The organism is Verrucomicrobiota bacterium, from assembly GCA_037139415.1.
In the GTDB taxonomy this organism is placed as follows: Bacteria; Verrucomicrobiota; Verrucomicrobiia; order Limisphaerales; family Fontisphaeraceae; genus JBAXGN01.
Genome location: JBAXGN010000006.1, coordinates 39,346 through 61,795, shown reverse-complemented (window position 1 = coordinate 61,795; position 22,450 = coordinate 39,346). Strand labels below are relative to the sequence as shown.

The window sequence follows — 22,450 nt, the reverse complement described above, 5'->3', positions numbered from 1 at the left end:
AAGTCAGCCCATGGAGGCGAGACGAAAATGAAGAAAAATGAAAATCACAATAAAACAAAAAAATAGCGCATTAACAATCATCTTCTCCCGCCGTGGAGTTGGAAAAGTAGAACTGGGATTACAAATGGTTGGGGGAGGTGCGGCACGCATTCCAACGTAATTGCGCATCGAGGTTATTCAGCGGAATAGTACTTGGATCTCTTTAATCTGCTTCATGCGGTAGCGGTCTTTGTTCCACAGTGGTGTCCTACGGGCCATGCGCTCAGCTATATTGAAGCAACGCCAAGCTAGAGTCTTATCGCCCTTCCGGTGATAAAGAGCCGAAAGTTCGTACTGGATATGAGTGGCGGTCACGTCGTCTTTCACGACAGACGACAACTTCAGTCCATCTCTAAAATGCTTCAATGCTTCATCCTGTTTTCCCAAACGCGAACTTGCGATTCCTAGAGCGAGCAGCCCACGAATCAAGGCTGGAATATCAGCAGTTTCCTTGAACTTGAGTCCAACGCTTTCGGTCAACACCCGATAAGCTGCTCGATAGTTGTTTAGGTCCTCGTAAGCGAGTCCCAGATTGTTGAGAGCAAGTGACAGGGCGATGAGGTTGCTGTTCGCTTTGTGATGCCGGATGGCTCGGAGATGATAACGGACAGCGGTTTTGGCACACCCTACTGCCCGCAGACAATTGCCAATGTCGTCATTATTGTCGTATGTTGTCCGCCTATTCTTCACCCGTTTCGCCCAGCGGCTACTTATGTGCAGCCACCGAAGCGCTTCCCGATGCCGCCCTGACTCATGCAATAATGAACCGATGTTGCCTGTGATATTGCTGTAGGTAGCAGGAACAGCACTCCTGAAGGAGCGTGCCAGGTGTTCAGCGTGAAGATATAGTTTCATCGCGTCTTTCGGTGATTTCCTGCGCAATGCGAGTGCCTGGACGTTAAGAAACCGGCATTCCCAGGCAGTGCAGAGATTCTTTCCTATGCGACACATGCTCTGGGAGAATTCGGAGAGGCCAATGTGCCTGGCAAACGAAGACAGCGTGTATGCCACGCGCAACTCGTCACGATTGGATGCCCATTTTTCAAGCAGATCAGTGGCAATAGGGATTTTTTGCTGGTAGTGCAGTGTCTTTGATTGCCTTACCGGTGCCAGTTTCAAAACCGTAGAAATCCTCCGAAAAAAATGATTTACATCCCCTGTCGTCACGCAAACCGGGCAACGCAGCTTTGGTACTTCCGGATGCAACTCCTCGATTTCTCGGCAAAGCCACATAAGAGACGCCATCCGGGGGGCTTCCGCCTGCAAGAAGGGGAATAAGTCATAGTCATTTCCACTGTAGCCGACGACAACCACATGCATACCATGAAGTAAGCCTGCCAGTCGTTCAGAGATGATGGGGGAAAACGGATGTCCGACCTGTTCCAGTGTGACCTGAATGGTTTCTGGGTGTGTCAAAGTACCATGGACTTTGACGAGCCGAAAAACTCCCGTGCGATGAGTCGCCGGCATAAAGTGCGTTAACGACAACGTATCTACCGTTGGTGATTCGCCTACGAAAATCCTAAAGTCCGCCTGCGCCTGGGTAAGGGCATTTTCCAAATACAGATCGAAATTGGTTGTAAGCAAGCTCGAAATGGATCCGTTTTTTGCCAATGCGGCGAGAATCTGATGATTTGAATTTGGAGATCCTTGCTGAAGAACTGAGAAAGCTCCATACAATTCATCATGGAAAGTGCGGTGGAACCATTGCATCGCGACTTCCGGTTTGATCCATAGCTTGTTTTTCTTCGCCAGATTTGCCACAGACTCGAGAGTTGTACGCACTTCGTCATCGGTTAGGTGTCCAGTGTTTGCCAGGCGCTGCAAAAATGCAGTGAGCAGACCATCGCGAAGGGAAGGCCAGAGCGGGGCGCAAGCCGGTGGTGCATAGGAGATGCCTGCCCCGCAAAGAAACAGAACGGGCTGTCGCTTTTGCAATAGCATAGCGACCGTTCTCACCGCTTCCTCCGTTGAAACGAGGACGCCTGGGTGCTTCGAGTTGAATTCTGATTTAGTACTCATAACAAGAAATAGGACCTTAGCCTCTCCTCTGCTGCGTGATCAGATTGGGGGCGGACATAGCAGCAATAAAGGAAAGGGTGTTGGCGAATTTGGCAGCGATGTCTGGAACGATGGGGCCTAGACGACGAAATTTGGCTTTTATTTGGGCTACTTTCTGATCTCGATTTAGCCAACCTGCTGTCCAATTCACGCAATGGGACGTCCAAGCAAGCCGGTTTTTGTTTGGAGGATTGTAGTGCAGCCAAGCCGCAGAAGGATTTTGGGGACTGAAAACGTATTCAGCAGGCGGGGGGAGATGGACGCCAATCCAGTCAGCTTGCTCATGCCATGCTGCCGCTTCATCCACGGCTTTACCCACGAAAATGTTGTCGCGAATCTCAAATTCGCCGTAGGCAGTAGCCCCACGTACAGGGATTTCCGCTTCGATGGACTCCGGAATGAGCCACTGGCAAAGTTCGCCATGGACCTCAATGGTTGTCAAAATTTCGGTGTCCGAGCAGAAGGTGAACATGGCTATGGTGTCGGAAATGCTTTTCACCAGGACTTCACCTAGTATGCGCCCGCGCTGTTTTTCGGTGGCGCGGGCGTGGACCCCTTCAATGAGGCGGGCGAGGCTGTCAATAGCATCGGGGTGGCGGTCGTAAACACCCTTCCACCCAAGCACGTCGAGGAAGGTGACAACGCCGTATTTTGAAGCTGGTCGCATCAATATCCTTTCCAGACGCCTCCTTGTGGAGAGCCTTTTTCAGTGGCGGACACCCAGGCGGCGAGTTGATTAATGGCCTGTTGCACGGCGTCTTTGGAAAGGCCATCTTCGGACGCCCGCGTCCAGAGCCACTCAAGCCAGCCGGCGAGACCAGCAGGATACTGAATGGAATCTTGATCAAAATTCCGGAAAAGAAAGGGTTTGCCTCCCTTGTCGCACGGACCATTGATGGCGATATGGGCGACTTCCCAGCCGTCGGCAGTACGCTTGATTCTATATTGGTCTTCGCGTTTCCAGCGTCGGGAGTAAACGCGGAAGGTGAAAGATCCGCCAATGGTTTGGTCAACCGGATCGTCATTGGCTGATGGATCTTCCAAAAACTTGAGCAAATCCTCCAGCGGGTGGAAGTGCTGGTAATAATCGGGATTGTCCGGCTGCATACCCCGGTTCTTGATCATGTAAGCGTGGTGCTTGGGCTCCAAACCACGTTTTTTAGCATCAGGTGCAGGCGATGGGCTTTTTTACCGGCCTCCGAAATCCACAACGCTACTTCATCACTGATATGCGACTTGGCAAAAGCTTGCCGGGCTTTTTCAACGCGAACCTCGATTTCGGCGCGAAGGCTCTGCTCCTCACGGTTCAATTGGACGCTCATAGGTGGAAAAAGTAGCTGGCGGCAGATGGAGTGTCAATGACAGGTGAGGAGGAAGCAGAGTTGTGAGTAAGGATCGAATCCAAAGTCCAAAAATCGAATACCGACCAGGCGCAAGAAATCCAGCCCGGTAGAACTGGAACCAAAAGGACTAACCAAGGAATACACGGAGAAAGTAATGTGTGAAATTGAGTTTGCTTGATCATTGCAATGGTTTGTGCAAAACCCAGTGAATATTTCCTGTGGATCAGTGTTAATGGATGTGCGTATAATTCTCCTGGATACTCTAACACATGCATCGGTTATTGCGAATACTATTCCAATACAACGATTTAAGCACTGGACTTGATGTTCGATTTTTGAGTAAATAAGACCTTGAATGACCGTTGTGCAATACCCAACAGTGCTACTCTCCCTCGGGGAGAGGATTTTCATTATCCGGCTGAGGGAATCAACTTAATCGCTTTACTTTATTCCGGGTGATTCCGCGGCACTGGGAACATCCGAGCCGCCGCTTCCAGCTCGAACCAAACCGAGCTGGATGCAGCCCTGCGCTAGCGGGGGCGCTCGACTTTTTTTATTGGCGACTTAACCCTGATTTTGCCAGACTGAAGCCATGCGAAATTGGTTGAACTTGGGGCTCCTCAGCCTGCTGCTGGCGGCCTGGATTTTTCCAGGCACGATTGGCCGTGACCCGTGGAAGCCGGATGAAACCTATAGCTTTGGCATGGTGCTCTCGATCGTGGAAAGCGGGGATGTGGTGGTGCCGACCCTGGCGGGGGAACCGTTCATGGAGAAACCGCCGCTGCTTTACGCCCTGGCAGCGCTCACCGCCAAAGTTTTCTCCCCGTTGCTCGCGCTCCACGAAGGGGCGCGCCTGGCGTTGTTGTTCTTTCACGCCATCACCTTGGTGGCACTGCTGGTGGCGGCACGGGAGTTGTATGGCCCCGGCAAAGCCTGGCTGGCGGCGCTGCTGCTGATCGGCAATGGCGCCACCCTGCACAATTTTCACATGCTGATCACGGATATGGCGCTGCTCAGCGGGTTTGCCCTGGGGTTTTGCGGACTGGCGCTCAGCCAGCGACGGCCCTGGCTGGGCGGGATCGTGGCGGGAACCGGAGTTGGGGTTGCGCTGATGGCCAAAGGCCTGATCGGTCCGGGATTGATCGGGGCCTCCACCCTGCTGCTACCGGTGTTGTTTCGCACCTGGCGCACGCGCAATTACCTGCGCCTGCTCGCGGGCATGGCCCTGGCAGCGTTGCCGTGGGTGATCCTCTGGCCAACCCTGCTTTACGCCCGTTCCCCCGAACTGTTTCACCAATGGTTCTGGGTGAATAATTTCGGACGTTTCCTGGGAGTCAAAAGCGGCACCGGCCACCTGGGGCCGCCGAATGAATCGTTTTTCTATCTGCGAAACCTGCCGAATTTCACGCTGCCCGCACTCCCGTTCGCGCTCTGGACGTGGTGGCGTGGGCGCCGGGAAATCTGGCAACGCGTGGATCTGCAACTGACCCTATTACCCTTGGTGGTCATTCTGGGCGTCCTATCCATGGCCAGTGACGCGCGCCTGCTGTACGCCCAGCCCATCGTTCTGCTGCTGGCACTCGCCGGGGCCAAGGCCTTCGACTTCATTCCAGAAACTTGGATTCGCCGGGCGCACCTCCTGCTTACCGTGTTTTTCGGTGTGGTCTTCGTCGCGCTTTGGGGGGGCTGGCTGGCCGAATTGTGGCAGGTCCCCGCCCCGCTATGGGCCAACGTGTACGCCGGGTTCAACGCGTACCAACCTGCCTTCCATGCAATCCCATTCGCGCTTGCCCTGTTCGCCACCCTCCTGCTGGCGTGGCGCTTCTGGCAGACGGACCGCACCGATACGCTGGCGCTGGTCCTGAACTATACGGCAGGGGCAATCGGCGCGTACCTCCTGCTTATGACCTTGTTTCTGCCCATGCAAAACGCCCGGAATAGTTACCGCGGCCTATTCAGTCCCTTGCGGGAAATCTTGCCGGCCGGCAGCCTGGTGGCCAGCCGTGGAATCGATGACACGGAACGCGCCATGCTCCATTATTATGCCGGGATTAAAACCCGGCGGGTGGAAGTCAAAAAGAATGACATTGGCAATTGCGCCTTCTTCTTTCTCCAAGTCAATTACGCGAGCCGGCTTGATCCAGCCCTGCTGCCAGCAGGTCCGTGGAAGCTGATCTGGGAGCAGCAACGCCTGAACCGGACCGTGTTCCGCGTTTATAAAAAAGCCGGCCCCTGATTTCACAATCCGCAATTTACTTTGGCACGGGGCTGGAACCATCTGCCGACGCCGAGCTGTCGCGGGCGGGCAGCTCACCCAGGGAGCGATTCAGCGAGGGCGATTCCAGGACCCCATCCACCCGCTTCAAGGCCGAGGCTAACTCCGCCCGCACCGCTTCCAGATTTTGTTTTTCCTTGTGCAACGGATCGGGCGGCACCACCACCGGAGGCAAGCCCAGAATTTCACGCGCGCGCGCCAACGAGGTATCCACATCGGGACAGACGTTTTCCGGTCCCAACCGCTCAATGAACCCGGCTTTTTCCATAACCATCAAGGGTTGGGTATGAGGCGCATTAATAATGATGTGTTTGCCTTTTTTACGTAATCGCTCGTACAAATCCTCGAGCGCGTTCAACCCCGTGGCATCCATGGCCACCACCTTGCGCATGCGCAGAATCAACACCTCGGGCTCCTCCTTGAGGCGCTTGAGCGCGCTTTCCAACTTATCCGCCGCCCCAAAAAAGAACGCGCCAAAGATGCGGTAAATCATCACCCCTTTGGGAATTTCCTTGCCAACGAGGGAATGCTGCGAACCCTCGGTTTCCGTGGTTTCGTCCACGGCGGTGATCTGCGTCGTTTCCGAGGAGCGCTTGATGAACAACAGCGCCGCCAGCACCATGCCGATTTCGACCGCGACGGTCAGATCCACAATGACCGTGAGCACAAAGGCGCTGAGAAACACCAGGGCATCCGAGCGCGGCCACTTGGGCAGACGCCCAAAATTGTGCCATTCGCCCATGTGCAGCGCCACATTCACCAACACCGCGCTCAAGACCGCCAGGGGTATGTATTTGGCCAGCGGCGCAGCCACAAGAATGATGGCCAGCAAGGTCCCCGCGTGAATGATGCCGGCCACGGGCGTGCGGGCGCCGCTCTTGACATTCGTCGCGGTGCGGGCGATGGCGCCGGTGGCGGCAATGCCGCCAAACAGCGGGGTGATGATGTTGGCGATCCCCTGGGCCATAAGTTCCTGATTGGAATCGTGGCGGTCGTCAATCATGCCATCCGCCACCACCGCGCAGAGCAGGGATTCAATGGCCGCCAGCAAGGCAATGGTCAAAGCCGGCGCAAACAGGTTTTGAATGTTGGCCCAGGCAAGTTCCGGAAAATGGGGTTTAGGCAACCCCTGGGGAATGCCGCCGAAGCGGCTGCCGATGGTTTCCACAGGCAGATTCACCAGCGCCACGGCCGCGGTGCCCAACACCAGGGCAACAATGGAACCCGGCACGCGGCGCTGCCAGGCTTTGGGCCAGGCGAGAATAATGAGCAGCGAGAGCGCCGCCAGCGCGCACGTGGTCACATCCATCGTGCCAACATGTTTATACAACACCGCCATCTTCTCAAAAAATTCCGAAGGCACTTTTTCCACCTGCAAGCCAAAGAAATCCTTGATCTGCGTGGAAAAAATGAGCACCGCGATGCCGCTGGTGAACCCCATCGTCACCGGATAGGGAATGTACTTGATCATGGTGCCCATGCCGGACAACCCCATCGCAAATAACAGCAGGCCGGCCATCATCGTGCAGATCAGCAGGTTATCCAGACCGTATTTAATGCCAATCCCGTACAGAATCACGATGAATGCGCCGGTGGGACCACCGATGCAGACTTTGGAGCCGCCCAGCGCGGAAATCAGAAAACCAGCGATGACGGCGGTGAAAATACCCGCTTCCGGTTTGACTCCCGAGGCGATGGCGAACGCCATGGCCAGCGGCAGGGCAACGATGCCAACCGTCAAGCCGGCAATCAGGTCAGGGACGAAATCCTTGGAAGAATACCCTTTGATGGTATCTACCAGTTTGGGACGAAAGGCGATGTCGAACTTCATAGAGAGTATAAAACGGTCAGGACCGGCTGGGCCGGGGTCTCCGCAGCGGAACCTGGGCGAGCACGGCCAATGGGTCCGCCGCGTTGAGCAAGGATTCGGTGGCGCGCGCGTCCGCATTGAGTCGCGCCAACGCGGAAATGATGGACATGTAGGTCACGGTGTCATTTTCCGGCACCGCAAACAGAAAGATCAGGCGCACCGGCAGGTCCTCGGCCCCCCACTTGATCGGTTTTTGCAACCGGCCCAGCGCCAGGGTGACCCGTGAAATCGCCTTGATTCGCGCATGGGGCAACGCCCAACAAGGTGGAAAAACCGTACTGCAAACCGTCTCGCGCTTCATCACCGCCTCGGTAAACGCGGCGGCCTCAGGCACGCACCCCTCGCCCGCCAGCACTTGGGCCAGCGCGCCAATCGCCGAGCTGGAATCCGTCGCCCGCAAATCCGAAAGCATCAAGCGGGGGCTGGAAAAATCAGCCAAAGTAGGGGAGGAGGTTGGAAGAATGGTTTGCATCAATTGTAAATACTCGCCCCATGGTCTGCCTGCGTGTTGGCGTGGACACTCACCCGGCTCACCAACACCGAAACTGCGTGAGCCAACATTGGTTGCGGCACCATGCCGCGCATCCTGCCTGCGCCCCAATCGGACGCGCTAATCGAAATAGTATCCATATCCAGCCTTGCCAATGTTCGACCTGCCTAAAAAGATAAACCCAAAGCCTCACCCTGTAAACAGGGGCGACCTTGGGTGACGTTAGTCCAAAAAGCCGTCGAAAATTGATTGGTGGAGCCGGCAGGATTCGAACCTGTGACCCCCACAATGCCATTGTGGTGCTCTACCAACTGAGCTACGACCCCAACCAGAGAGGGAAATTTAAAAGCCGGCCCCCGGTTTGTCAAAACATATTTATGCTTTTTTTGCGCTGCCGATGGTGGCAGCGGTCCAGCTTTTGCCGGCGGAAAATTCAGCCCGTGATTGGGCTTGCGCACTGCGACCAGCACTGCTAGGCTACTGGCATTAGATATTTATGCCTTCATACACATATATTGCGCGGGATCCGGCATCAAGCAGAGAGATGAAGGGCAGCATTGATGCCTCGACCGAGCAAGCGGCCGTCGCGGCGTTGCTGAACCGCAATCTCCTGGTGGTGAATATCCAGGAAAAGGTGGCCAAAAAAGGCAAAACGGCCGGCGGCAGCGTCAAATTGGAGGATCTCGTGATCTTCACCCGGCAGTTGGCGACGATGATTGATGCCGGTTTGGCCATTGTGCAGTGCCTCCAGGCGCTCGCGGAGCAGACCAATAACAAGGTCATGCGCGATGTGATCAAGGATGTCACCGCCCGCGTGGAAAGCGGCGATAACTTCTCGGAAGCCCTCTCCAAACATCCCAAAGCGTTCAATCGGCTCTATGTCTGCATGGTCGGCGCGGGCGAGCGCGGCGGGTTGCTCGCGGAAATTCTCGGCCGGCTGGCCACGTATCAAGAGAATACGGCCCGCCTGCAAAAAAAGGTAAAATCGTCCATGATGTATCCCACGGCGGTGACCACGGTCGCCATCGGGATTGTGATCTTTCTGCTCTACAAGGTGGTGCCCGTATTCAAGGAAATTTACTCCGGCTTCAACGCCAAACTGCCGGCGCCGACGGAATTTCTTATCGAGGTCAGTGATTTTGTCAAAAATTGGATTGTCATCATTGCTGGTATCCTTGGCGCGGCCACCTGGGGTTGGTTGGCTTATATCAAAACCAAACCGGGCCGTGAGTTTTGGGACCGGATTCGCATTAAAATGCCCATCTTTGGCAGCATCGCCCATAAAATCTGCCTGGCCCGGTTCACCCGGACTCTCGCCTCCCTGGTGCGTAGCGGTGTCCCTATCCTGGAAGTGTTGAACATCGTCTCCAACACGGTGGGCCATGTGGGCATGGAAAAAGCCATTCGCACCGCCGCTTCGGATATTGAGCGCGGGGAAAGCATGTCGGGCGCGTTTGCCAAGAGCCCGTTGTTCCCCTCGATGATCATCCGCATGATGACCGCCGGCGAACAGACGGGCAAGGTGGACGCCATGCTGGAGCGCATTGCGGATTTTCTGGATGAAGAGATTGAAACGACCCTCGGCGGCCTGACGTCGCTCATTGAACCATTGCTCATCGTATTCCTGGGCGTGGTGGTCGGCGGCATTGCGATCTGCATGTTTTTGCCCATCTTCAAGATGAGCGACATCATCAATCATTAAAACAAGCTGCGCATGGCCAAGGTCTTGCTGGTGGACGACGAAGTGACCATGGTGCAGATGGTCTCCGAATTGCTTCGTGCCGAAGGACATGAAGTATTGCCGTTCAGCAACGGCCCGGCGGCCATGGAGGCCATTGAAGCTCAGTCCCCGGAGTTGGTCATCACCGATCTCTATCTCGATAAAACCCGCGCGCACGGGCTGGAAATTCTCCAAAAAGCCCGCGCCTTGAATCCCCCGGCGACCGTCATTGTCATCACGGGTTTTGGCTCGGTGGAAACCGCCGTCGAGGCCATGAAACGGGGTGCCTACGACTACCTGGAAAAACCATTCAAACTGGATGACCTGAAGCTGTGCGTCCAGCGGGCGCTCTCGTATGGCGATGTCGTCAGCGAGAATCTGTTTCTGCGCAAACAACTCCGCAAACGCTACCAATTCAGCCAGATCATTGGCACCGCGCAAAAAATGCAGGAGGTTTATAAAATGGTGGAGCGCGTGGCGGACACGGATAGCACCGTGCTGCTGTTGGGGGAAAGCGGCACGGGCAAAGAACTGGTCGCGCGCGCGCTGCACTTCAACAGCCGGCGCCAATTCGCCCCCTTTGTGCCGGTCAATTGCAGCGCCCTCCCGGAAAACCTGCTCGAATCCGAGTTGTTCGGCCATCGCAAAGGCGCGTTTACCGGGGCCATTAACGATAAGAAAGGACTGTTTCAGGAAGCGGATGGCGGCACCATCTTTCTGGATGAAATCGGCGCGATGCCCGCGCTGCTGCAAAGCCGCCTGTTGCGCGTGTTGCAGGAGCGGGAAGTGCGGCGCGTGGGGGATAACATGCCGGTGCATGTGAATGTGCGCGTCGTCGCGGCCACCAACGAGCCCTTGGAAAAACGGCTTAAGGACGGCACGTTCCGCGAGGATTTGTATTATCGCCTGAACGTCATCCCCATCCGCCTCCCTTCCCTGCGGGAACGAATGGACGATATTCCCTTGCTGGTTGGCCATTTTCTGCGCGACAAAGTCCACGCCCGCACCGGACGCCCCTTTCAGATCACCCGGACGACCATGGAAACGTTCAACGCGTATGCGTGGCCCGGAAACGTCCGCGAGTTGGAGAATGCCATCGAGCGCGCCTGCGCCTTGAGCGAAACGGAGACCATCCAGGTCGCCGATTTGCCGGGAACGCTGCAACTGCTGGCCCCCAAAACCAACGGCTCCGCAGATTTGGCGGAAACCGTCACCCTGCCCGGCGCGGCTCCGTCCACGGGAGCCTCGCTTAAAACTTCCGCTGAGCAGCAACCGGCGAGGGCCAATTCCCCGGCCACCGGCACCGCCCTTGGCACCCTCAAGGACTTCATCCGCGAACAGGAAGGCGCGTATCTGAATCGTGCCTTGGCGGCCGCAGGCGGAGACAAGGAGCAGACGGCCAGACTGCTGGGCATCAGCCTGGCCACCCTGTACCGAAAACTCTCCGAGGTTGAATGACGGCGGGCCGGCACCGGCCGGATCATTCGCCAATCTGAGCCGTATATTGGGCCGCGGTCATCAGCCCCTTGACCTCATCCGGTTTGGCCATTTTAACTTTAAAGAACCAGCCCGCCTCGTAGGGCGCGGTGTTCACCAAGGCTGGATTCCCCACGACCTCCGGGTTGTTTTCCACCACCACGCCACTGACCGGCGAATAAATATCGCTGGCGGTTTTTACCGACTCAACGACCGCACAGGCGCCGCCTGCGGATACGGTGCGGCCAACCGCCGGCAGTTCCACGAACACCACATCGGTCAACTCCTGTTGCGCGTGATCCGTGATGCCCACCGTGGCGAGGTCGCCACTGACGCGCACCCATTCGTGGGATTTGGTGTATTTCAGGTCGGCGGGAATTTTGCTGCTCATAGTTTTGTTAATGGGAAACAGTGTTAAATAATTAATTAAAAATGTGCCTTGGTGGATCAACGATGGGGGAGTCCGGCGGGGGGGCGTTGATACAGCGGCTTGGCGGCAACCTCCGCGGCAAACCGTTTGCCACGGATTTCGATATCAATCCGGGTGCCCAGTTTGGCAACGGCGGGCGGGACATAGCCCATGCCGAGGCCGACATTCAAGGACGGGCTTTGCGTGCCGCTGACCACAACCCCCACGGGCGCGGCCGCGCCATCCGTGCTCCAGATCGGATATTGCGGGCGCGGCGGCGCCGACTTGTCCACCATGCGAAAGGCAACGCATTGTTTCTTGATGCCGCCGGCCACCTGCCCGGCCAGCACCGCCCGGCCAATGAACTCCCCTTTATCGAGCGAGACGAACCGGCCCAAACCCGCTTCGATCGGGGTGGTTTGTTCGTCCAACTCGTGGCCGTACAACGGATACCCCATCTCCGTGCGCAACGTGTCCCGCGCGCCCAGGCCCGTCGGTTTAATGCCGAACGGCTTGCCCAGTTCGAGCAGCTTGTTCCAGATTTGTTCAATCAATCCAGTGGCGGTGAACACCTCGAAGCCATCCTCCCCGGTGTATCCCGTGCGTGCGACCCAGATCGGGATGCCCCGGCTTTCAAACCGGGTGACTTGGTTTTTCTTTAATTCCGTGGCGCGGGCCACGGACCGGCCACCCTGGGAGGGCCCCGGGAAACAGGCATCCACAAATTCCGCCACGCGTGGACCTTGCACGGCCACCGCCCCGGCTTTGGCCGAAACATTCTCCAATTTCACAATGGCGCGGCGCGGAAACTTATCCCACTGCGCCACCAACCAGGCCACATCCACTTCAATCCGGGAGGCATTGACGATCAGGCAATAATCCCGTTCGCCCACCCGATACGCATACAGGTCGTCCAACACGCCACCCTGCTCGTTGCACATCAGCGTGTACTGCCCCTGCCCCACCTCGAGTTTGCGGAGATCATTGGTCAACACGCCATTGAGGAAATCCACCGCTCCGGGCCCCCCGACAAGCACTTCGCCCATGTGGCTGATATCGAACAACCCCGCCGCGCGCCGGACGCAATGGTGCTCGTCCATAATACTGGTGTATTGGACTGGCATTTCCCAGCCGCCGAACTCAATTAACTTGCCCCCCAGTTTTTGGTGGGCCGCAAACAACGGTGTGCGTTTCAACATGGAAGTAATTAGTGCCACCAAAATCGGAAAACTCAATGCGAAAATTCCACCGTATCCAACCCGCCGCATCCGCCCCTACTCCAACAGGTCCGGAATTTCATTCCATAATGGCTGGAGATCGGGATCATCCAACGCCTGCCCGCCACGAAACACCTTGCTCTCCATCTGCTTTTCCAGCTCAAAGGCCCGCTTCAACCAGCGGCGGGCCACCGCAAAATCACCCATTTGACAGGCGTAGCAGGCCAGGTTGTACGGGATGACGGGTTCGTTCGGAAAGCGATCCACCACCGGCAGCAAGTGCTCCCAGGCATCCCGGGTGCGCTTGAGTTCATGCAGGGCAAAGGAACGATCAATCCAACCGGAGACGTCTGCGGGATAAAGCTGAATCAACTGCCCGGCAACGCGCAGACTGTCTTCCCAGCGTTTCTCCGCCGCCAACAGCCGCCATTCCGTTTCGAGCACCTCGGGATGCTGACGAAAGCCGGGCGCGATCTGTTGAAATTCCCCCCACGCTTCCGGGTAATTGCCGAGCATCAGCCAACCCACCGTGGCATCCAGATAATGACGATCGGGCGGCGGTACCGTTAACTCGTTTGGCGGGCAACTCATGGCAAAATAAATATTGGGCGGACGATACCGGAACCGAGAGACCACCAAAATTCAGGTGCCGGACAACGCCACCACCGCCGTCCACCCGGCCGTGCCAAACCGGGCTTTGAACTGATCCTCCACCTCCCTGGCTTGGGACACGGTGGGGATCAGGGCAAACGTGGTGGAACCGCTGCCAGACATCAAACTGGCCACCGCACCGTGCGCTTTCAAGAATTCCTGGTATAAGCCCAGCACCGGGTATTTGTTCAAAGCGGGAGCTTCCAGGGAATTATAAAATTCGGCGCTGGCCGCCCGCAAATCCCCCTGGCGCAGGAGCGAAATCAAGTGGCGGGCGCGCCCCGGACGACCCTGAAGCGCCTCGGGGAAACGTGCCAACTCCCTATAGGCCCAAGCGGTGGCAATGCCGAAACCGGGATGAATCAAAAGCAGCGCCAACTGGTTCAGTACCGGAAAAGTCTCCAAAGACTCGACCTTTTCCCCCCGCCCGGTGGCCAGCGCCGGGTTGGTTTGGAGAAAGAAGGGCACATCCGACCCCAGCGCCGCCGCGAGCGCGTGAAGTTGTTGCGCCTTCAACGGCTGGCCGAAAAGTTGATTCAACCCAAGCAGGGTGGTCGCCGCATTACCGCTGCCGCCGCCCAGGCCGGCAGCCATGGGAATCCGCTTTTCCAGATGAATGCGCACGCCCCCGGTAATGCCCGCCTCAGCCAAAAATGCGGTGGCGGCACGATGCACCAAATTATCAGGGCCGGTGGGCAAGTCAGGATGATCGCAGGTCAAGGCCACGCTGTGGCTGGCCGTTTCAAAATGCAAGCCATCGTGCAGCGGCACGGGTTGCATCACGGTTTCGAGTTCATGAAATCCATCCGGCCGCTTGCCGAGGATGTTCAAGATCAGGTTGACCTTGCAGGGAGAAGCGAGGGAAACGCGCATGGAAATAAAAAAGGCGCCAACGTGCCACGCTGGCGCCCATGAAAAGGGGGTTGCTTAGTTGTCAAACACCCGGAACCGGCTGCCAGGAATAAACGGCACGACATCGCCACCGCCAAAACCCAGCGAGGTATCCGGCGAAAACGTCGTATCTTCGATCAAGCCGGGGCGGAAGCTGTCTGGATACGCCGGATTGACCGAGTATTTTCCAGTGGCGTATGGCTTCATCGTGGGTTCATAGCTGGGCAACGGGAACGTGATGATTTCATAAAGCCCGATCCCCGTGCGCACCAAGGTGCGGTTAAGACCACGAATGGCACCGGTGGAATAGGCGGCCTCCGGCCCATTGAACAGCGCGGTCTGCTCCATGGATCGGCGGAATTCACCCAACCGGGTGATTTCACCCGCGTTAGTCAACCCGCGTCCCAGCTTCTTTTCCGGGCCGGAACAACCGGTCATGGCCGCCGCCAAAGCCGCCATCACTGACAACCAAATTAAACGAGATCGCATAAATTTTCAAAAATAGTACCCAAGATCGTCTGCTTGTAAAGCACCTTTTTTATCATTGGCACTACTTTGTTTTCAGCCGTGCCCAGCAATATCTGCATTATGGCTGCCAACGAAGCCGGCAAGCCGCCGCCAGCAGAGGGTGGCATCAAAATCGAAGATGACCTGACTGATTTCATCCAGGATTGAAACTCCGGACGCAATTTGATTGGGTAGTTGCTCATGGTGTCCAAAAACCGTACGTGTTCCCATGAATCCCCCCACACACAGCGATGTCAAATGCATGCCATTTTCGTGCCTCCTTTGATGTGTGACACGCTTACGTTGGTCCGCGCCTAACCAAAGTAGCCCGCAAGCAAGGCAAAATCCCGCACCGTCCTATTTTTGCGGCAACGAAAAAATATGGGATAACCAGTTGACTTATGACCGGGCTGGTGGCATGGTTTTCTGCTCTTTTTGTAAACACTCGGTACGTGTAGAGAATCAGATAGATATATGGTAAAAACTAAGGCTAAGAAGCTAGCACAGAAACCCGATTTGAAACATCCAGTGGTCGCGCCAAAACCCGCTAAAGCCGCGCCTGAAAAGGCGCCCAAAGCGGTCGCCCCAAAGGATGCGCCCAAGGTGGCATCCAAAATCGCTCCTAAGGCCGTCTCCAAGGCGGTCTTGCTGGACGCCAAGGGCAAACCGGTGGTTGCGGAACACATGACGGAAGAGCAAATGGCCGAAGCGCACGCCCGCGCGGTCACATTTGCCACCGCCGATAACGCTTCCCATATCAGTCACTTTAAGAGCCAATCCGGCGTTGATCTGACCGAAAAGGTCAAGGAACTGGTACGGCTGGCGCAGGAACAGGGTTACCTCACCTATGGTGATATCAACGATGTGCTCCCGGAATCGGTGGTGAATCCCGATGAGCTGGATGACATCTACACCCGGCTGCGCACCTTGGAGATTGAAATTGTGGACCAGGCCGAGGTGGACCGGGTCAAACAACCCGAGCCTGAGGAAGAGGAGGATAAGAGCCGACTGGACATTTTGGACGACCCGGTGCGCATGTACCTCAAGCAGATGGGCCAGGTGCCGCTGCTGACCCGCGAGCAGGAAGTGGAAATTTCCAAACGCATCGAGGACGCCGAAAACGAAGTCAAACGAGTCGTTTACAGTTTCGGCTTCGCAGGCAAAGAGCACATCGCGCTGGCAGAAAAATTGATTTCCGAACCACCCAAGGAACGGTTTGACCGGGTGATTGTGGATAAAAAAATTGAAGGCCGCGAAAACCACCTCAAGGATTTGCGCCGGCTGGTGAAGACCGTGCGCCTCATGGACCAGACCGTGGACGATAAATACGCCGAGTTGCAGACCAGCGTGCAAAAAAACAAGCAGGAGAAGACGCAAAAGGATTTGAAACGCGCGGATGCCCGGCTGCAAGCCACGTTTCCCAAGTTTTTTTACAAGCAAAAGGTCGTTGAAGAGATGTCCCAGGTAGCGGAAAACATCCACGACAAATTCCAAAGCGGCTGGCGCGCCATTCGCGAGCTTGAAGCGCAGAAAAAAAATCCGCAATTCGCCGCCATCATTCAATCCGAGCAACGGAAAATACAGTCGCTGGAAGAACTGGTGCGCATGCATGGGGCCCAATACAGCGATGCGTTCAAGCAGTTGCAGCACTTCTCGCGCAAAGCCATGCAGGCCAAGACCGAGATGGTCGAGGCGAACTTGCGGCTGGTGATTTCCATCGCGAAAAAATACACCAACCGGGGCCTGTCGTTCCTGGATCTCATTCAGGAAGGCAACATGGGCCTGATGAAAGCCGTGGAAAAATTTGAATACCGCCGCGGTTACAAATTTTCGACCTACGCCACCTGGTGGATTCGCCAGGCCATCACCCGCTCCATTGCCGATCAGGCGCGCACGATCCGCATTCCGGTACACATGATCGAAACCATCAACAAGCTGATGCGCGTGCAAAAGCAGTTGGTGCAGGATTTCGGACGCGAGGCGACACCGGAGGAAATCGCGGATGAAATGCAGATGCCCGTGGAGCGTGTGCGCGCGGTCTTGAAGATGGCGCAACAGCCCATTTCCCTGCAATCGCCCGTCGGCGACAGCGATGATACCAACTTTGGCGATTTCATCGAAGACAAAGCGGCGGAGAATCCGTCGGACATGACCAGCTATAGTTTGTTGAAGGACAAATTAAACGATGTGTTGACCAGCCTGACGGAACGTGAACGCAAGGTTCTGGAATTACGCTTTGGCCTGGCAGATGGTTATTCACGCACCTTGGAAGAAGTGGGCAAACAGTTCAAGGTCACTCGTGAGCGCATCCGCCAAATCGAAGCCAAAGCGTTGCGCAAGATGCGTCACCCCACCCGGTTGCGCCAACTGCAGGGTTTCATCGAGACATCCGAAGCTGCGGCTACGACGGCTCCAGCGGCAGCAGCAGCAGCGACGGCTTCTTGATTGGTTAAAACCCCGAATTTAAGACCCGGCGGAGGCGACTCCGCCGGTTTTTTTATAACTGCTCCGGCTCTTCCATCAGGGCAACCACGCGGGTAAGCAACCGCCCCGCCGCTCCGCCATCCAGTACCCGATGGTCAAAACTCAAGGTCAAGTAGGCACAGGTCGCCGGCAGGAATTGTTGGGTCGCTTCATCCCATTTCGGCATTTTGCGACCCACACCCAAGCCCAACACCAAGGTTTGTTCCGGCAGCGGGATGGGCGTTGCCCAAACCAAGCCAAAGGTACCGAAATTGGTTACCGTCGCCACGGAGCCACCCGTGGCCTGTACCGGCAGGCTGCGTTTGCGTGCCTGCTCCACGAGCTGATTGTAGATCGGCCCAAGTTCGCGCAACGATTGACGGTCGGCGTTGCGAATCACCGGCACCAACACACCGTCTTCCGCTTCCACCGCAAAACCAATGTCAATGGCCGGCGGATGCACGATTTTGCTGCCCACCAGGCGTCCCGCCGGAGCGCGATCTTCGGAGAGCGCGCGCGCCAGGGCACGGAGCGCGTACAAAGCCGGGCCGGGCCTCGGGTTGAAGCGCTTGCGGTGTTCCAACAAGTTATCCAACTCCGCCATGACCCCCACGGTGGCGATCGGGCGCGTCCAACTCCGCCGCATGGCATCCGCCACCGCCACGCGCATGGATGATGCCTCGGTCAGCTTCTGTTTTTCCAAGTGCGCGATGTAGCGCTCAAAATCTTCAATCGTCACCCGGCCACCGGCGCCGCTCCCGGCAATCCCCGCCATATCCGCCGCGTGTAATCCCAGTTCCTGCATCCGGGCCTTGAGCCGCGGAGACATGTAGCTGGCACCCACGGCGCTGGCGGGCACGGGTAATCCCTTGATCCGCGGTTCCACCGAACGGCGCACAACTGGGGGGCCATCCAAAGCCGGTATTGGAACGGCTTGGGCAGCGGGATGATCAATCGGCGACTGTTCCACTTCCGGTTTGGGATTATCGAGTCCTTGGGAGGCGATCTCCTCTTGGGTGGCCTCCACATACCCGAGCGTTTCGCCGACCGGATAACTCTCGTTCAACTGCACCTGCCATTTGACGATGCGTCCCCGGCAGGGGCTGGTCACCGTCGTGGTGGCCTTGCTGGTTTCGACCTCGAGCACGTCCTGGTGCATCTCGACCTCGGCGCCAGCCGGCACCAACAGTTGAATGATGGTCGCCTCGGCGATGGACTCGCCCAGTTGCGGCATGATAATGGGAATTTGCGGCATGGTTCGTTTAGAGTTTTAATAAGTTACGAACAGCGGCGGCGATGCTGCGAGCGGTGGGCCGGTGCGCCGCCCAAAGGTTGGGGTGAAACGGCACCGGGGTATCTTTGGCGGTAAGTCGCTGGGGCGGAGCATCCAATAATCCAAAACCTTCCGTGGCGACCCGGGCCACGACCTCGGCGGTGACCCCACCCCAAGGCCAGCCCTCGCCCACCACCAGCAGCCGCCCCGTGCGCGCCACAGAGGCAATGATCGTATCCGTGTCCAAAGGCTTGACCGTGCGCAGATCCACCACTTCCAGTTCCGTCCCTTCCGTGGCAAACTCCTCGGCAACCGCCAGGGCCTCATGCAGCATGGCGCTAAAGGTCACCAGCGTAAGATCCCGGCCCGGCCGCGCAATCCGGGCTTTACCCACCGGCAACGCCTCCGTGGGCAGTTTGGCCGCCTTTAGATGATAATAGAGAAACTTGTGTTCGCAGAAAATCACCGGATCATCAATAGCCACCGCCTCAATCAACATGCTGTAGGCGTCCTCCACCGTGGCGGGGGTCATCACAATCAGCCCGGGAAAATGGGCATAAATGGATTCCAGGTTCTGGCTGTGAAACGGACCACTGCCGGAAGTGCCACCGCTGGGCAACCGCACCACAATCGGGCAAGGCACCCCGGTGCGCCAGTACAACGTGGCGGCCTGGTTCACAATCTGGTTGAAGGCCACCGTGGAAAAATCCGCAAATTGAATCTCGATGATCGGCCGCATCCCCTCAATCGCGGCACCGATGGCAGACCCCAAGATGGCATCCTCACTAATGGGCGCGTCCATCACCCGCCCGGGAAACTCTTTTTGAAGTCCTTTGGTGGCCTTGAATGCGCCACCCAACTGGCCGACATCCTGACCGTAGATAAAAACCCGCGGATCATCCGCCAAAGTCTTTGCCATGGCGCTGCGGATCGCCTCCAGATACGTGATGCTCATGTCGCCAGCCCTCCATTGTGTTGCAGGTCCAACAATCGCCGGTTGGATAGTGCACACCATTCCTCGCGGAACGGATCCGGCGCGCTTTCGCGCTGCACCACGGCCACCGCCGCATTCACTTGCTTTACGGCTTCCACCCGCCAACGGTCAATCTCTTCCCGCGTCGCCATATCTTGTTGGCATAGATAGTCTTCTGCGACTTTAAGACAATCGCGACCAGCGGCGGATTGTTTCAGCGCCGGGTCCACATAACTGGCATCATCATGCTCGCCGTGGCCGCACAATCTCAGCAGGTGTCCGACAATCATCTGCGGCCCCTGCCCGGCCCGGGCGCGTTCCACCGCCCCGCCGATCATTTCAAGACAAGCGGCCAGATCGGTGCCATCCACCACTTCCCCCTTCAACCCATAGCCAATCGCCCGATCCACCAAAGAACGGCAGGCGTATTGCTTGCTGGCGGGGGTGGAATAGGCGTACTGATTATCAGCAATCACAACCACCAGGGGTAACTTTTCCACTGTGGCCTGGTTCATGGCCTCGTGAAACGCGCCAGTGGAAGTGCCACCATCCCCAATGCACGTCGCCCCCACGACCCCGGCTTCACCGATCATCCGCCGGGCCATCAGCGCCCCGCTGACCACTGAAATCATGGCCCCCAAATGGCTGATCATCGGGTAGAGTCCCTCCCGCGGGCGTCCACGGTGGACATTCCCGTCGCGCCCGCGCATCGGCCCGGCAGCAGAACCCAAAGCGGTGCGCAGCGCGTCCAGAACGGTTTCGCCAAAGGCCAGGCGTCCCGCCTGATCCCGGATCAAAGGGGCATAGACATCCCCGCGTTTGAGACGGATGCCCAGCGCCACGCTGAGCGCCTCCTGGCCGCGCCCCATGAACACGCCACCATGGATCGCCCCGCCGCGATACAAACTGGCCATGGTTTCTTCCAATACCCGCGCCAGGCACATCCAGCGATATGCCTGGAGGTACCGTTGTCGCGCTGCCTCGGGGCCAGCGTTGGTGGATGCGCCACTCGAACCTTGCATAAAGTGAAGTTTAAGGGGAATTCCAGCAATCCGCAATCGTTTCTTCAAACCAACCGCAACTCCCAGCTTTAGAGTTTGGAATTGACGCCCGATCAGGACAAAGCTAGTTTGCCAACCGGATCGTGAACGGGAAGTGCCGCGCTTGCCCCACAGCACCTCGGGTGACGAAACCCCGAGGCCGTGACACTCGCACCTTCCCATCACTAACCGGGATGCCCAGAATTGCGGCATCCGCATTTTTGGTAATTGGCACACAATGGCGACCAGACAGCATACCGTAACGCAGCAGCAACGCACCGAAGTGGCGGACCACCGGGTGGCGAAGCGGAAGCATTGATTCGTTAATTCAAACCACCCACGTGAAAATCGTAATCACCGGCGCGGCAGGATTGCTTGGCAAGGCGTTAATCGCATTAGCGCCCGCCGAGCATGAATTACACAAATTCACCTGCAATCACCATCCCGACGCCATTGGCAACTGGTACAGCCTTAATCTGACCACGGGAGCCGGACTGGATTTAATCTACAGCATCAAGCCGGACATCATCATTCATTGCGCGGCCATCGGTAATGTTGATTACGCCCAAAAGAACCACCATGAGGCGATCAACATCAACCTGAGCGCCACCATTGATTTGATAAAATTGTGCGCGGATATTAACTGCAAGCTGGTCAATATCTCCACCAACGCCGTCTTTGACGGACACAAGGCCCCGTATTCGGATGATGATTTGTTATCGCCCATAAACTATTATGGCATCTCGAAGGCCGGGGCGGAGTATGCCGTGAAATACAGCAAGATAGATTGGATCATTATCCGGCCCATCTTGATGTATGGCATCCCCAATCAAGGTCGCCGGGGTAACTGGGTGACCGTATGGCGCGATAAGTTCCGCGCCGGACAAACCTGCCAGGTGGTCAATGATATCATCACCCAGCCGTTATATAACGCGGACTGCGCCAAAGTGGTTTGGGAAGCGATCCGCCAACAGGCTTATGGCGAGATTTTCAACGTCGCCGGGAAGGATATTATTCCCACCGTTGATTTCGCCTATGCGGTCGCGGATGCCGTAAAGGCGCCGCGGTCCCTCATCCAACCAGTCCCCTCCTCTTTTTTCCCCTCCATCGCTCCGCGTCCGGCGAACACCACCTATAATCTAAACAAAATCAACACCCGGCTGGGCATTTACACCGTGGGCGTCAGGGAAGGTGTCGGCATCGTGCTGGGCGAAAAACCGATTTAACGTGAACAAATTCTATGAAGCAATTTAAACTACCCGACCGGAAAAGAATTGAGGGCGTCGTCGTCAAGAACTTGAAAGTGATCGCTGACGAACGCGGACGTTTGATGGAAATATTACGCTGTGACGACCCGGATTTCGTGAAGTTTGGCCAGGTTTATATTACCACCGCCTATCCCGGAGTGGTCAAAGCGTGGCATTATCACAAACAGCAAATTGATAATTTCGCCGTGGTAAAGGGGATGATCAAATTGGTCTTGTGTGATTATCGCGAGGCCGGCCCGACTTACAAAATGGTCAATGAATTCTTCCTGGGCGAGCATAATCCAATCCTCGTCAAGATTCCCAACGGGGTAGTCCACGGGTTTAAGGGCATTGGGGAGACGGAAGCGATTATTGTGAACACCTGCACCGAGCTATATGATTATAAAGCGCCGGATGAATATCGAATCCCGCCCTTTGAAAATGATATCCCGTACGATTGGAACGTCCGGTGCGACGGCTGAGCGCCCCAAACTGGCCTCTGGCA

At 56.7% G+C, this 22,450-nt stretch carries 22 protein-coding genes and 1 tRNA gene; 7 read left to right on the top strand and 16 right to left on the bottom strand.

All coding sequences use genetic code 11. The features are described 5' to 3' along the window. Window positions 1–37: 37 nt before the first annotated feature. Window positions 38–160: a hypothetical protein gene (locus WCO56_02185; protein MEI7728344.1), complete on the top strand. Its 123-nt coding sequence runs from the start codon at window positions 38–40 to the stop codon at window positions 158–160. Between the two features lie 17 nt (window positions 161–177). Here WCO56_02185 and WCO56_02180 read toward each other — a convergent pair whose 3' ends face one another. Genes WCO56_02180 through WCO56_02165 form a run of 4 tightly spaced genes read right to left on the bottom strand, consistent with a single transcriptional unit; the run spans window position 178 to window position 3,422 of the window. Beyond that, window positions 178–2,061: an SIR2 family protein gene (locus tag WCO56_02180; GenBank protein MEI7728343.1), complete on the bottom strand. Its 1,884-nt coding sequence runs from the start codon at window positions 2,059–2,061 to the stop codon at window positions 178–180. 16 nt (window positions 2,062–2,077) lie between these two features. Continuing rightward, window positions 2,078–2,770: a hypothetical protein gene (locus WCO56_02175; protein MEI7728342.1), complete on the bottom strand. Its 693-nt coding sequence runs from the start codon at window positions 2,768–2,770 to the stop codon at window positions 2,078–2,080. Continuing rightward, on the bottom strand, window positions 2,767–3,207 hold the full coding sequence (locus WCO56_02170) for a hypothetical protein (GenBank protein ID MEI7728341.1): 441 nt from the start codon (window positions 3,205–3,207) through the stop codon (window positions 2,767–2,769). The genes WCO56_02175 and WCO56_02170 overlap by 4 nt, the downstream gene beginning before the upstream one ends. 14 nt (window positions 3,208–3,221) lie before the next feature. Further along, window positions 3,222–3,422, bottom strand: coding sequence for a hypothetical protein (locus WCO56_02165; protein MEI7728340.1), 201 nt, complete (start codon window positions 3,420–3,422; stop codon window positions 3,222–3,224). Between the two features lie 613 nt (window positions 3,423–4,035). On the opposite strand from WCO56_02165, the gene WCO56_02160 reads away from it, so the two are divergent. Continuing rightward, the gene (locus WCO56_02160; protein ID MEI7728339.1) at window positions 4,036–5,679 is read left to right on the top strand and encodes a glycosyltransferase family 39 protein; all 1,644 of its coding nucleotides are present in this window, start codon (window positions 4,036–4,038) and stop codon (window positions 5,677–5,679) included. Between the two features lie 16 nt (window positions 5,680–5,695). Here WCO56_02160 and sulP read toward each other — a convergent pair whose 3' ends face one another. The 3 genes from sulP to WCO56_02145 all read right to left on the bottom strand — a co-directional run bounded on the left by sulP (window position 5,696) and on the right by WCO56_02145 (window position 8,404). Beyond that, on the bottom strand, window positions 5,696–7,549 hold the full coding sequence (gene sulP / locus WCO56_02155) for a sulfate permease (protein ID MEI7728338.1): 1,854 nt from the start codon (window positions 7,547–7,549) through the stop codon (window positions 5,696–5,698). Window positions 7,550–7,565: 16 nt separating this feature from the next. Continuing rightward, window positions 7,566–8,060 carry a PTS sugar transporter subunit IIA gene (locus WCO56_02150; GenBank protein MEI7728337.1) on the bottom strand — a complete coding sequence of 165 codons (495 nt, stop codon included), beginning with the start codon at window positions 8,058–8,060 and terminating at the stop codon, window positions 7,566–7,568. Window positions 8,061–8,328: 268 nt separating this feature from the next. Beyond that, a tRNA-Ala gene (locus WCO56_02145) sits at window positions 8,329–8,404 on the bottom strand. A gap of 218 nt (window positions 8,405–8,622) precedes the next feature. Between WCO56_02145 and WCO56_02140 the strand changes: the two genes are divergently transcribed. Together WCO56_02140 and WCO56_02135 are read left to right on the top strand one after the other, a co-directional pair. Next, window positions 8,623–9,780: a type II secretion system F family protein gene (locus tag WCO56_02140; protein ID MEI7728336.1), complete on the top strand. Its 1,158-nt coding sequence runs from the start codon at window positions 8,623–8,625 to the stop codon at window positions 9,778–9,780. A 12-nt stretch (window positions 9,781–9,792) separates the two neighbouring features. Continuing rightward, complete coding sequence (locus tag WCO56_02135; GenBank protein ID MEI7728335.1) at window positions 9,793–11,256, top strand: sigma-54 dependent transcriptional regulator; 1,464 nt, start codon at window positions 9,793–9,795, stop codon at window positions 11,254–11,256. A gap of 22 nt (window positions 11,257–11,278) precedes the next feature. Here WCO56_02135 and gcvH read toward each other — a convergent pair whose 3' ends face one another. The 6 genes from gcvH to WCO56_02105 form a co-directional block, all read right to left on the bottom strand. Continuing rightward, window positions 11,279–11,665: a glycine cleavage system protein GcvH gene (gene gcvH, locus WCO56_02130; GenBank protein MEI7728334.1), complete on the bottom strand. Its 387-nt coding sequence runs from the start codon at window positions 11,663–11,665 to the stop codon at window positions 11,279–11,281. Between the two features lie 56 nt (window positions 11,666–11,721). Then, window positions 11,722–12,882 (bottom strand): glycine cleavage system aminomethyltransferase GcvT, encoded by a 1,161-nt coding sequence (gene gcvT / locus WCO56_02125; protein ID MEI7728333.1) that lies wholly within the window; start codon window positions 12,880–12,882, stop codon window positions 11,722–11,724. Between the two features lie 75 nt (window positions 12,883–12,957). Beyond that, complete coding sequence (locus WCO56_02120) at window positions 12,958–13,491, bottom strand: tetratricopeptide repeat protein (GenBank protein ID MEI7728332.1); 534 nt, start codon at window positions 13,489–13,491, stop codon at window positions 12,958–12,960. Window positions 13,492–13,542: 51 nt separating this feature from the next. Further along, the gene (gene ispE, locus WCO56_02115; GenBank protein MEI7728331.1) at window positions 13,543–14,424 is read right to left on the bottom strand and encodes a 4-(cytidine 5'-diphospho)-2-C-methyl-D-erythritol kinase; all 882 of its coding nucleotides are present in this window, start codon (window positions 14,422–14,424) and stop codon (window positions 13,543–13,545) included. A 54-nt stretch (window positions 14,425–14,478) separates the two neighbouring features. Next, a complete protein-coding gene (locus WCO56_02110; GenBank protein ID MEI7728330.1) occupies window positions 14,479–14,931 on the bottom strand; it encodes an exosortase system-associated protein, TIGR04073 family in 453 nt (150 codons plus the stop codon). Further along, window positions 14,916–15,152, bottom strand: coding sequence for a hypothetical protein (locus WCO56_02105; protein MEI7728329.1), 237 nt, complete (start codon window positions 15,150–15,152; stop codon window positions 14,916–14,918). Before WCO56_02105 ends, WCO56_02110 begins: the two co-directional genes overlap by 16 nt. A 313-nt stretch (window positions 15,153–15,465) precedes the next feature. Here WCO56_02105 and rpoD point away from each other — a divergent pair, with 313 nt between their 5' ends. Beyond that, the gene (gene rpoD / locus WCO56_02100) at window positions 15,466–17,394 is read left to right on the top strand and encodes an RNA polymerase sigma factor RpoD (GenBank protein MEI7728328.1); all 1,929 of its coding nucleotides are present in this window, start codon (window positions 15,466–15,468) and stop codon (window positions 17,392–17,394) included. A 52-nt stretch (window positions 17,395–17,446) separates the two neighbouring features. On the opposite strand, the gene WCO56_02095 is transcribed toward rpoD, so the two are convergent. Genes WCO56_02095 through WCO56_02085 form a run of 3 tightly spaced genes read right to left on the bottom strand, consistent with a single transcriptional unit; the run spans window position 17,447 to window position 20,680 of the window. Then, on the bottom strand, window positions 17,447–18,667 hold the full coding sequence (locus WCO56_02095; GenBank protein MEI7728327.1) for a 2-oxo acid dehydrogenase subunit E2: 1,221 nt from the start codon (window positions 18,665–18,667) through the stop codon (window positions 17,447–17,449). 7 nt (window positions 18,668–18,674) lie between these two features. Then, window positions 18,675–19,640: an alpha-ketoacid dehydrogenase subunit beta gene (locus WCO56_02090; protein ID MEI7728326.1), complete on the bottom strand. Its 966-nt coding sequence runs from the start codon at window positions 19,638–19,640 to the stop codon at window positions 18,675–18,677. After that, window positions 19,637–20,680: a thiamine pyrophosphate-dependent dehydrogenase E1 component subunit alpha gene (locus WCO56_02085; GenBank protein ID MEI7728325.1), complete on the bottom strand. Its 1,044-nt coding sequence runs from the start codon at window positions 20,678–20,680 to the stop codon at window positions 19,637–19,639. The genes WCO56_02090 and WCO56_02085 overlap by 4 nt, the downstream gene beginning before the upstream one ends. Window positions 20,681–21,039: 359 nt before the next feature. Between WCO56_02085 and WCO56_02080 the strand changes: the two genes are divergently transcribed. Together WCO56_02080 and WCO56_02075 are read left to right on the top strand one after the other, a co-directional pair. Beyond that, complete coding sequence (locus WCO56_02080) at window positions 21,040–21,924, top strand: NAD(P)-dependent oxidoreductase (protein ID MEI7728324.1); 885 nt, start codon at window positions 21,040–21,042, stop codon at window positions 21,922–21,924. A 14-nt stretch (window positions 21,925–21,938) separates the two neighbouring features. Beyond that, window positions 21,939–22,427 (top strand): dTDP-4-dehydrorhamnose 3,5-epimerase family protein, encoded by a 489-nt coding sequence (locus tag WCO56_02075; GenBank protein MEI7728323.1) that lies wholly within the window; start codon window positions 21,939–21,941, stop codon window positions 22,425–22,427. Window positions 22,428–22,450 lie beyond the last annotated feature (23 nt).

Coding starts and splice junctions, on each gene's coding strand:
- WCO56_02165 (MEI7728340.1), bottom strand. CDS start 3,422: ATGAGCGTCCAATTGAACCGTGAGGAGCAGAGCCTTCGCGCCGAAATC.
- WCO56_02090 (MEI7728326.1), bottom strand. CDS start 19,640: ATGAGCATCACGTATCTGGAGGCGATCCGCAGCGCCATGGCAAAGACT.
- WCO56_02110 (MEI7728330.1), bottom strand. CDS start 14,931: ATGCGATCTCGTTTAATTTGGTTGTCAGTGATGGCGGCTTTGGCGGCG.
- gcvT (MEI7728333.1), bottom strand. CDS start 12,882: ATGTTGAAACGCACACCGTTGTTTGCGGCCCACCAAAAACTGGGGGGC.
- WCO56_02095 (MEI7728327.1), bottom strand. CDS start 18,667: ATGCCGCAAATTCCCATTATCATGCCGCAACTGGGCGAGTCCATCGCC.
- WCO56_02135 (MEI7728335.1), top strand. CDS start 9,793: ATGGCCAAGGTCTTGCTGGTGGACGACGAAGTGACCATGGTGCAGATG.
- WCO56_02085 (MEI7728325.1), bottom strand. CDS start 20,680: ATGCAAGGTTCGAGTGGCGCATCCACCAACGCTGGCCCCGAGGCAGCG.
- WCO56_02120 (MEI7728332.1), bottom strand. CDS start 13,491: ATGAGTTGCCCGCCAAACGAGTTAACGGTACCGCCGCCCGATCGTCAT.
- WCO56_02170 (MEI7728341.1), bottom strand. CDS start 3,207: ATGCAGCCGGACAATCCCGATTATTACCAGCACTTCCACCCGCTGGAG.
- WCO56_02075 (MEI7728323.1), top strand. CDS start 21,939: ATGAAGCAATTTAAACTACCCGACCGGAAAAGAATTGAGGGCGTCGTC.
- WCO56_02185 (MEI7728344.1), top strand. CDS start 38: ATGAAAATCACAATAAAACAAAAAAATAGCGCATTAACAATCATCTTC.
- ispE (MEI7728331.1), bottom strand. CDS start 14,424: ATGCGCGTTTCCCTCGCTTCTCCCTGCAAGGTCAACCTGATCTTGAAC.
- WCO56_02150 (MEI7728337.1), bottom strand. CDS start 8,060: ATGCAAACCATTCTTCCAACCTCCTCCCCTACTTTGGCTGATTTTTCC.
- WCO56_02180 (MEI7728343.1), bottom strand. CDS start 2,061: ATGAGTACTAAATCAGAATTCAACTCGAAGCACCCAGGCGTCCTCGTT.
- gcvH (MEI7728334.1), bottom strand. CDS start 11,665: ATGAGCAGCAAAATTCCCGCCGACCTGAAATACACCAAATCCCACGAA.
- WCO56_02105 (MEI7728329.1), bottom strand. CDS start 15,152: ATGAGCAACTACCCAATCAAATTGCGTCCGGAGTTTCAATCCTGGATG.
- sulP (MEI7728338.1), bottom strand. CDS start 7,549: ATGAAGTTCGACATCGCCTTTCGTCCCAAACTGGTAGATACCATCAAA.
- WCO56_02140 (MEI7728336.1), top strand. CDS start 8,623: ATGAAGGGCAGCATTGATGCCTCGACCGAGCAAGCGGCCGTCGCGGCG.
- WCO56_02160 (MEI7728339.1), top strand. CDS start 4,036: ATGCGAAATTGGTTGAACTTGGGGCTCCTCAGCCTGCTGCTGGCGGCC.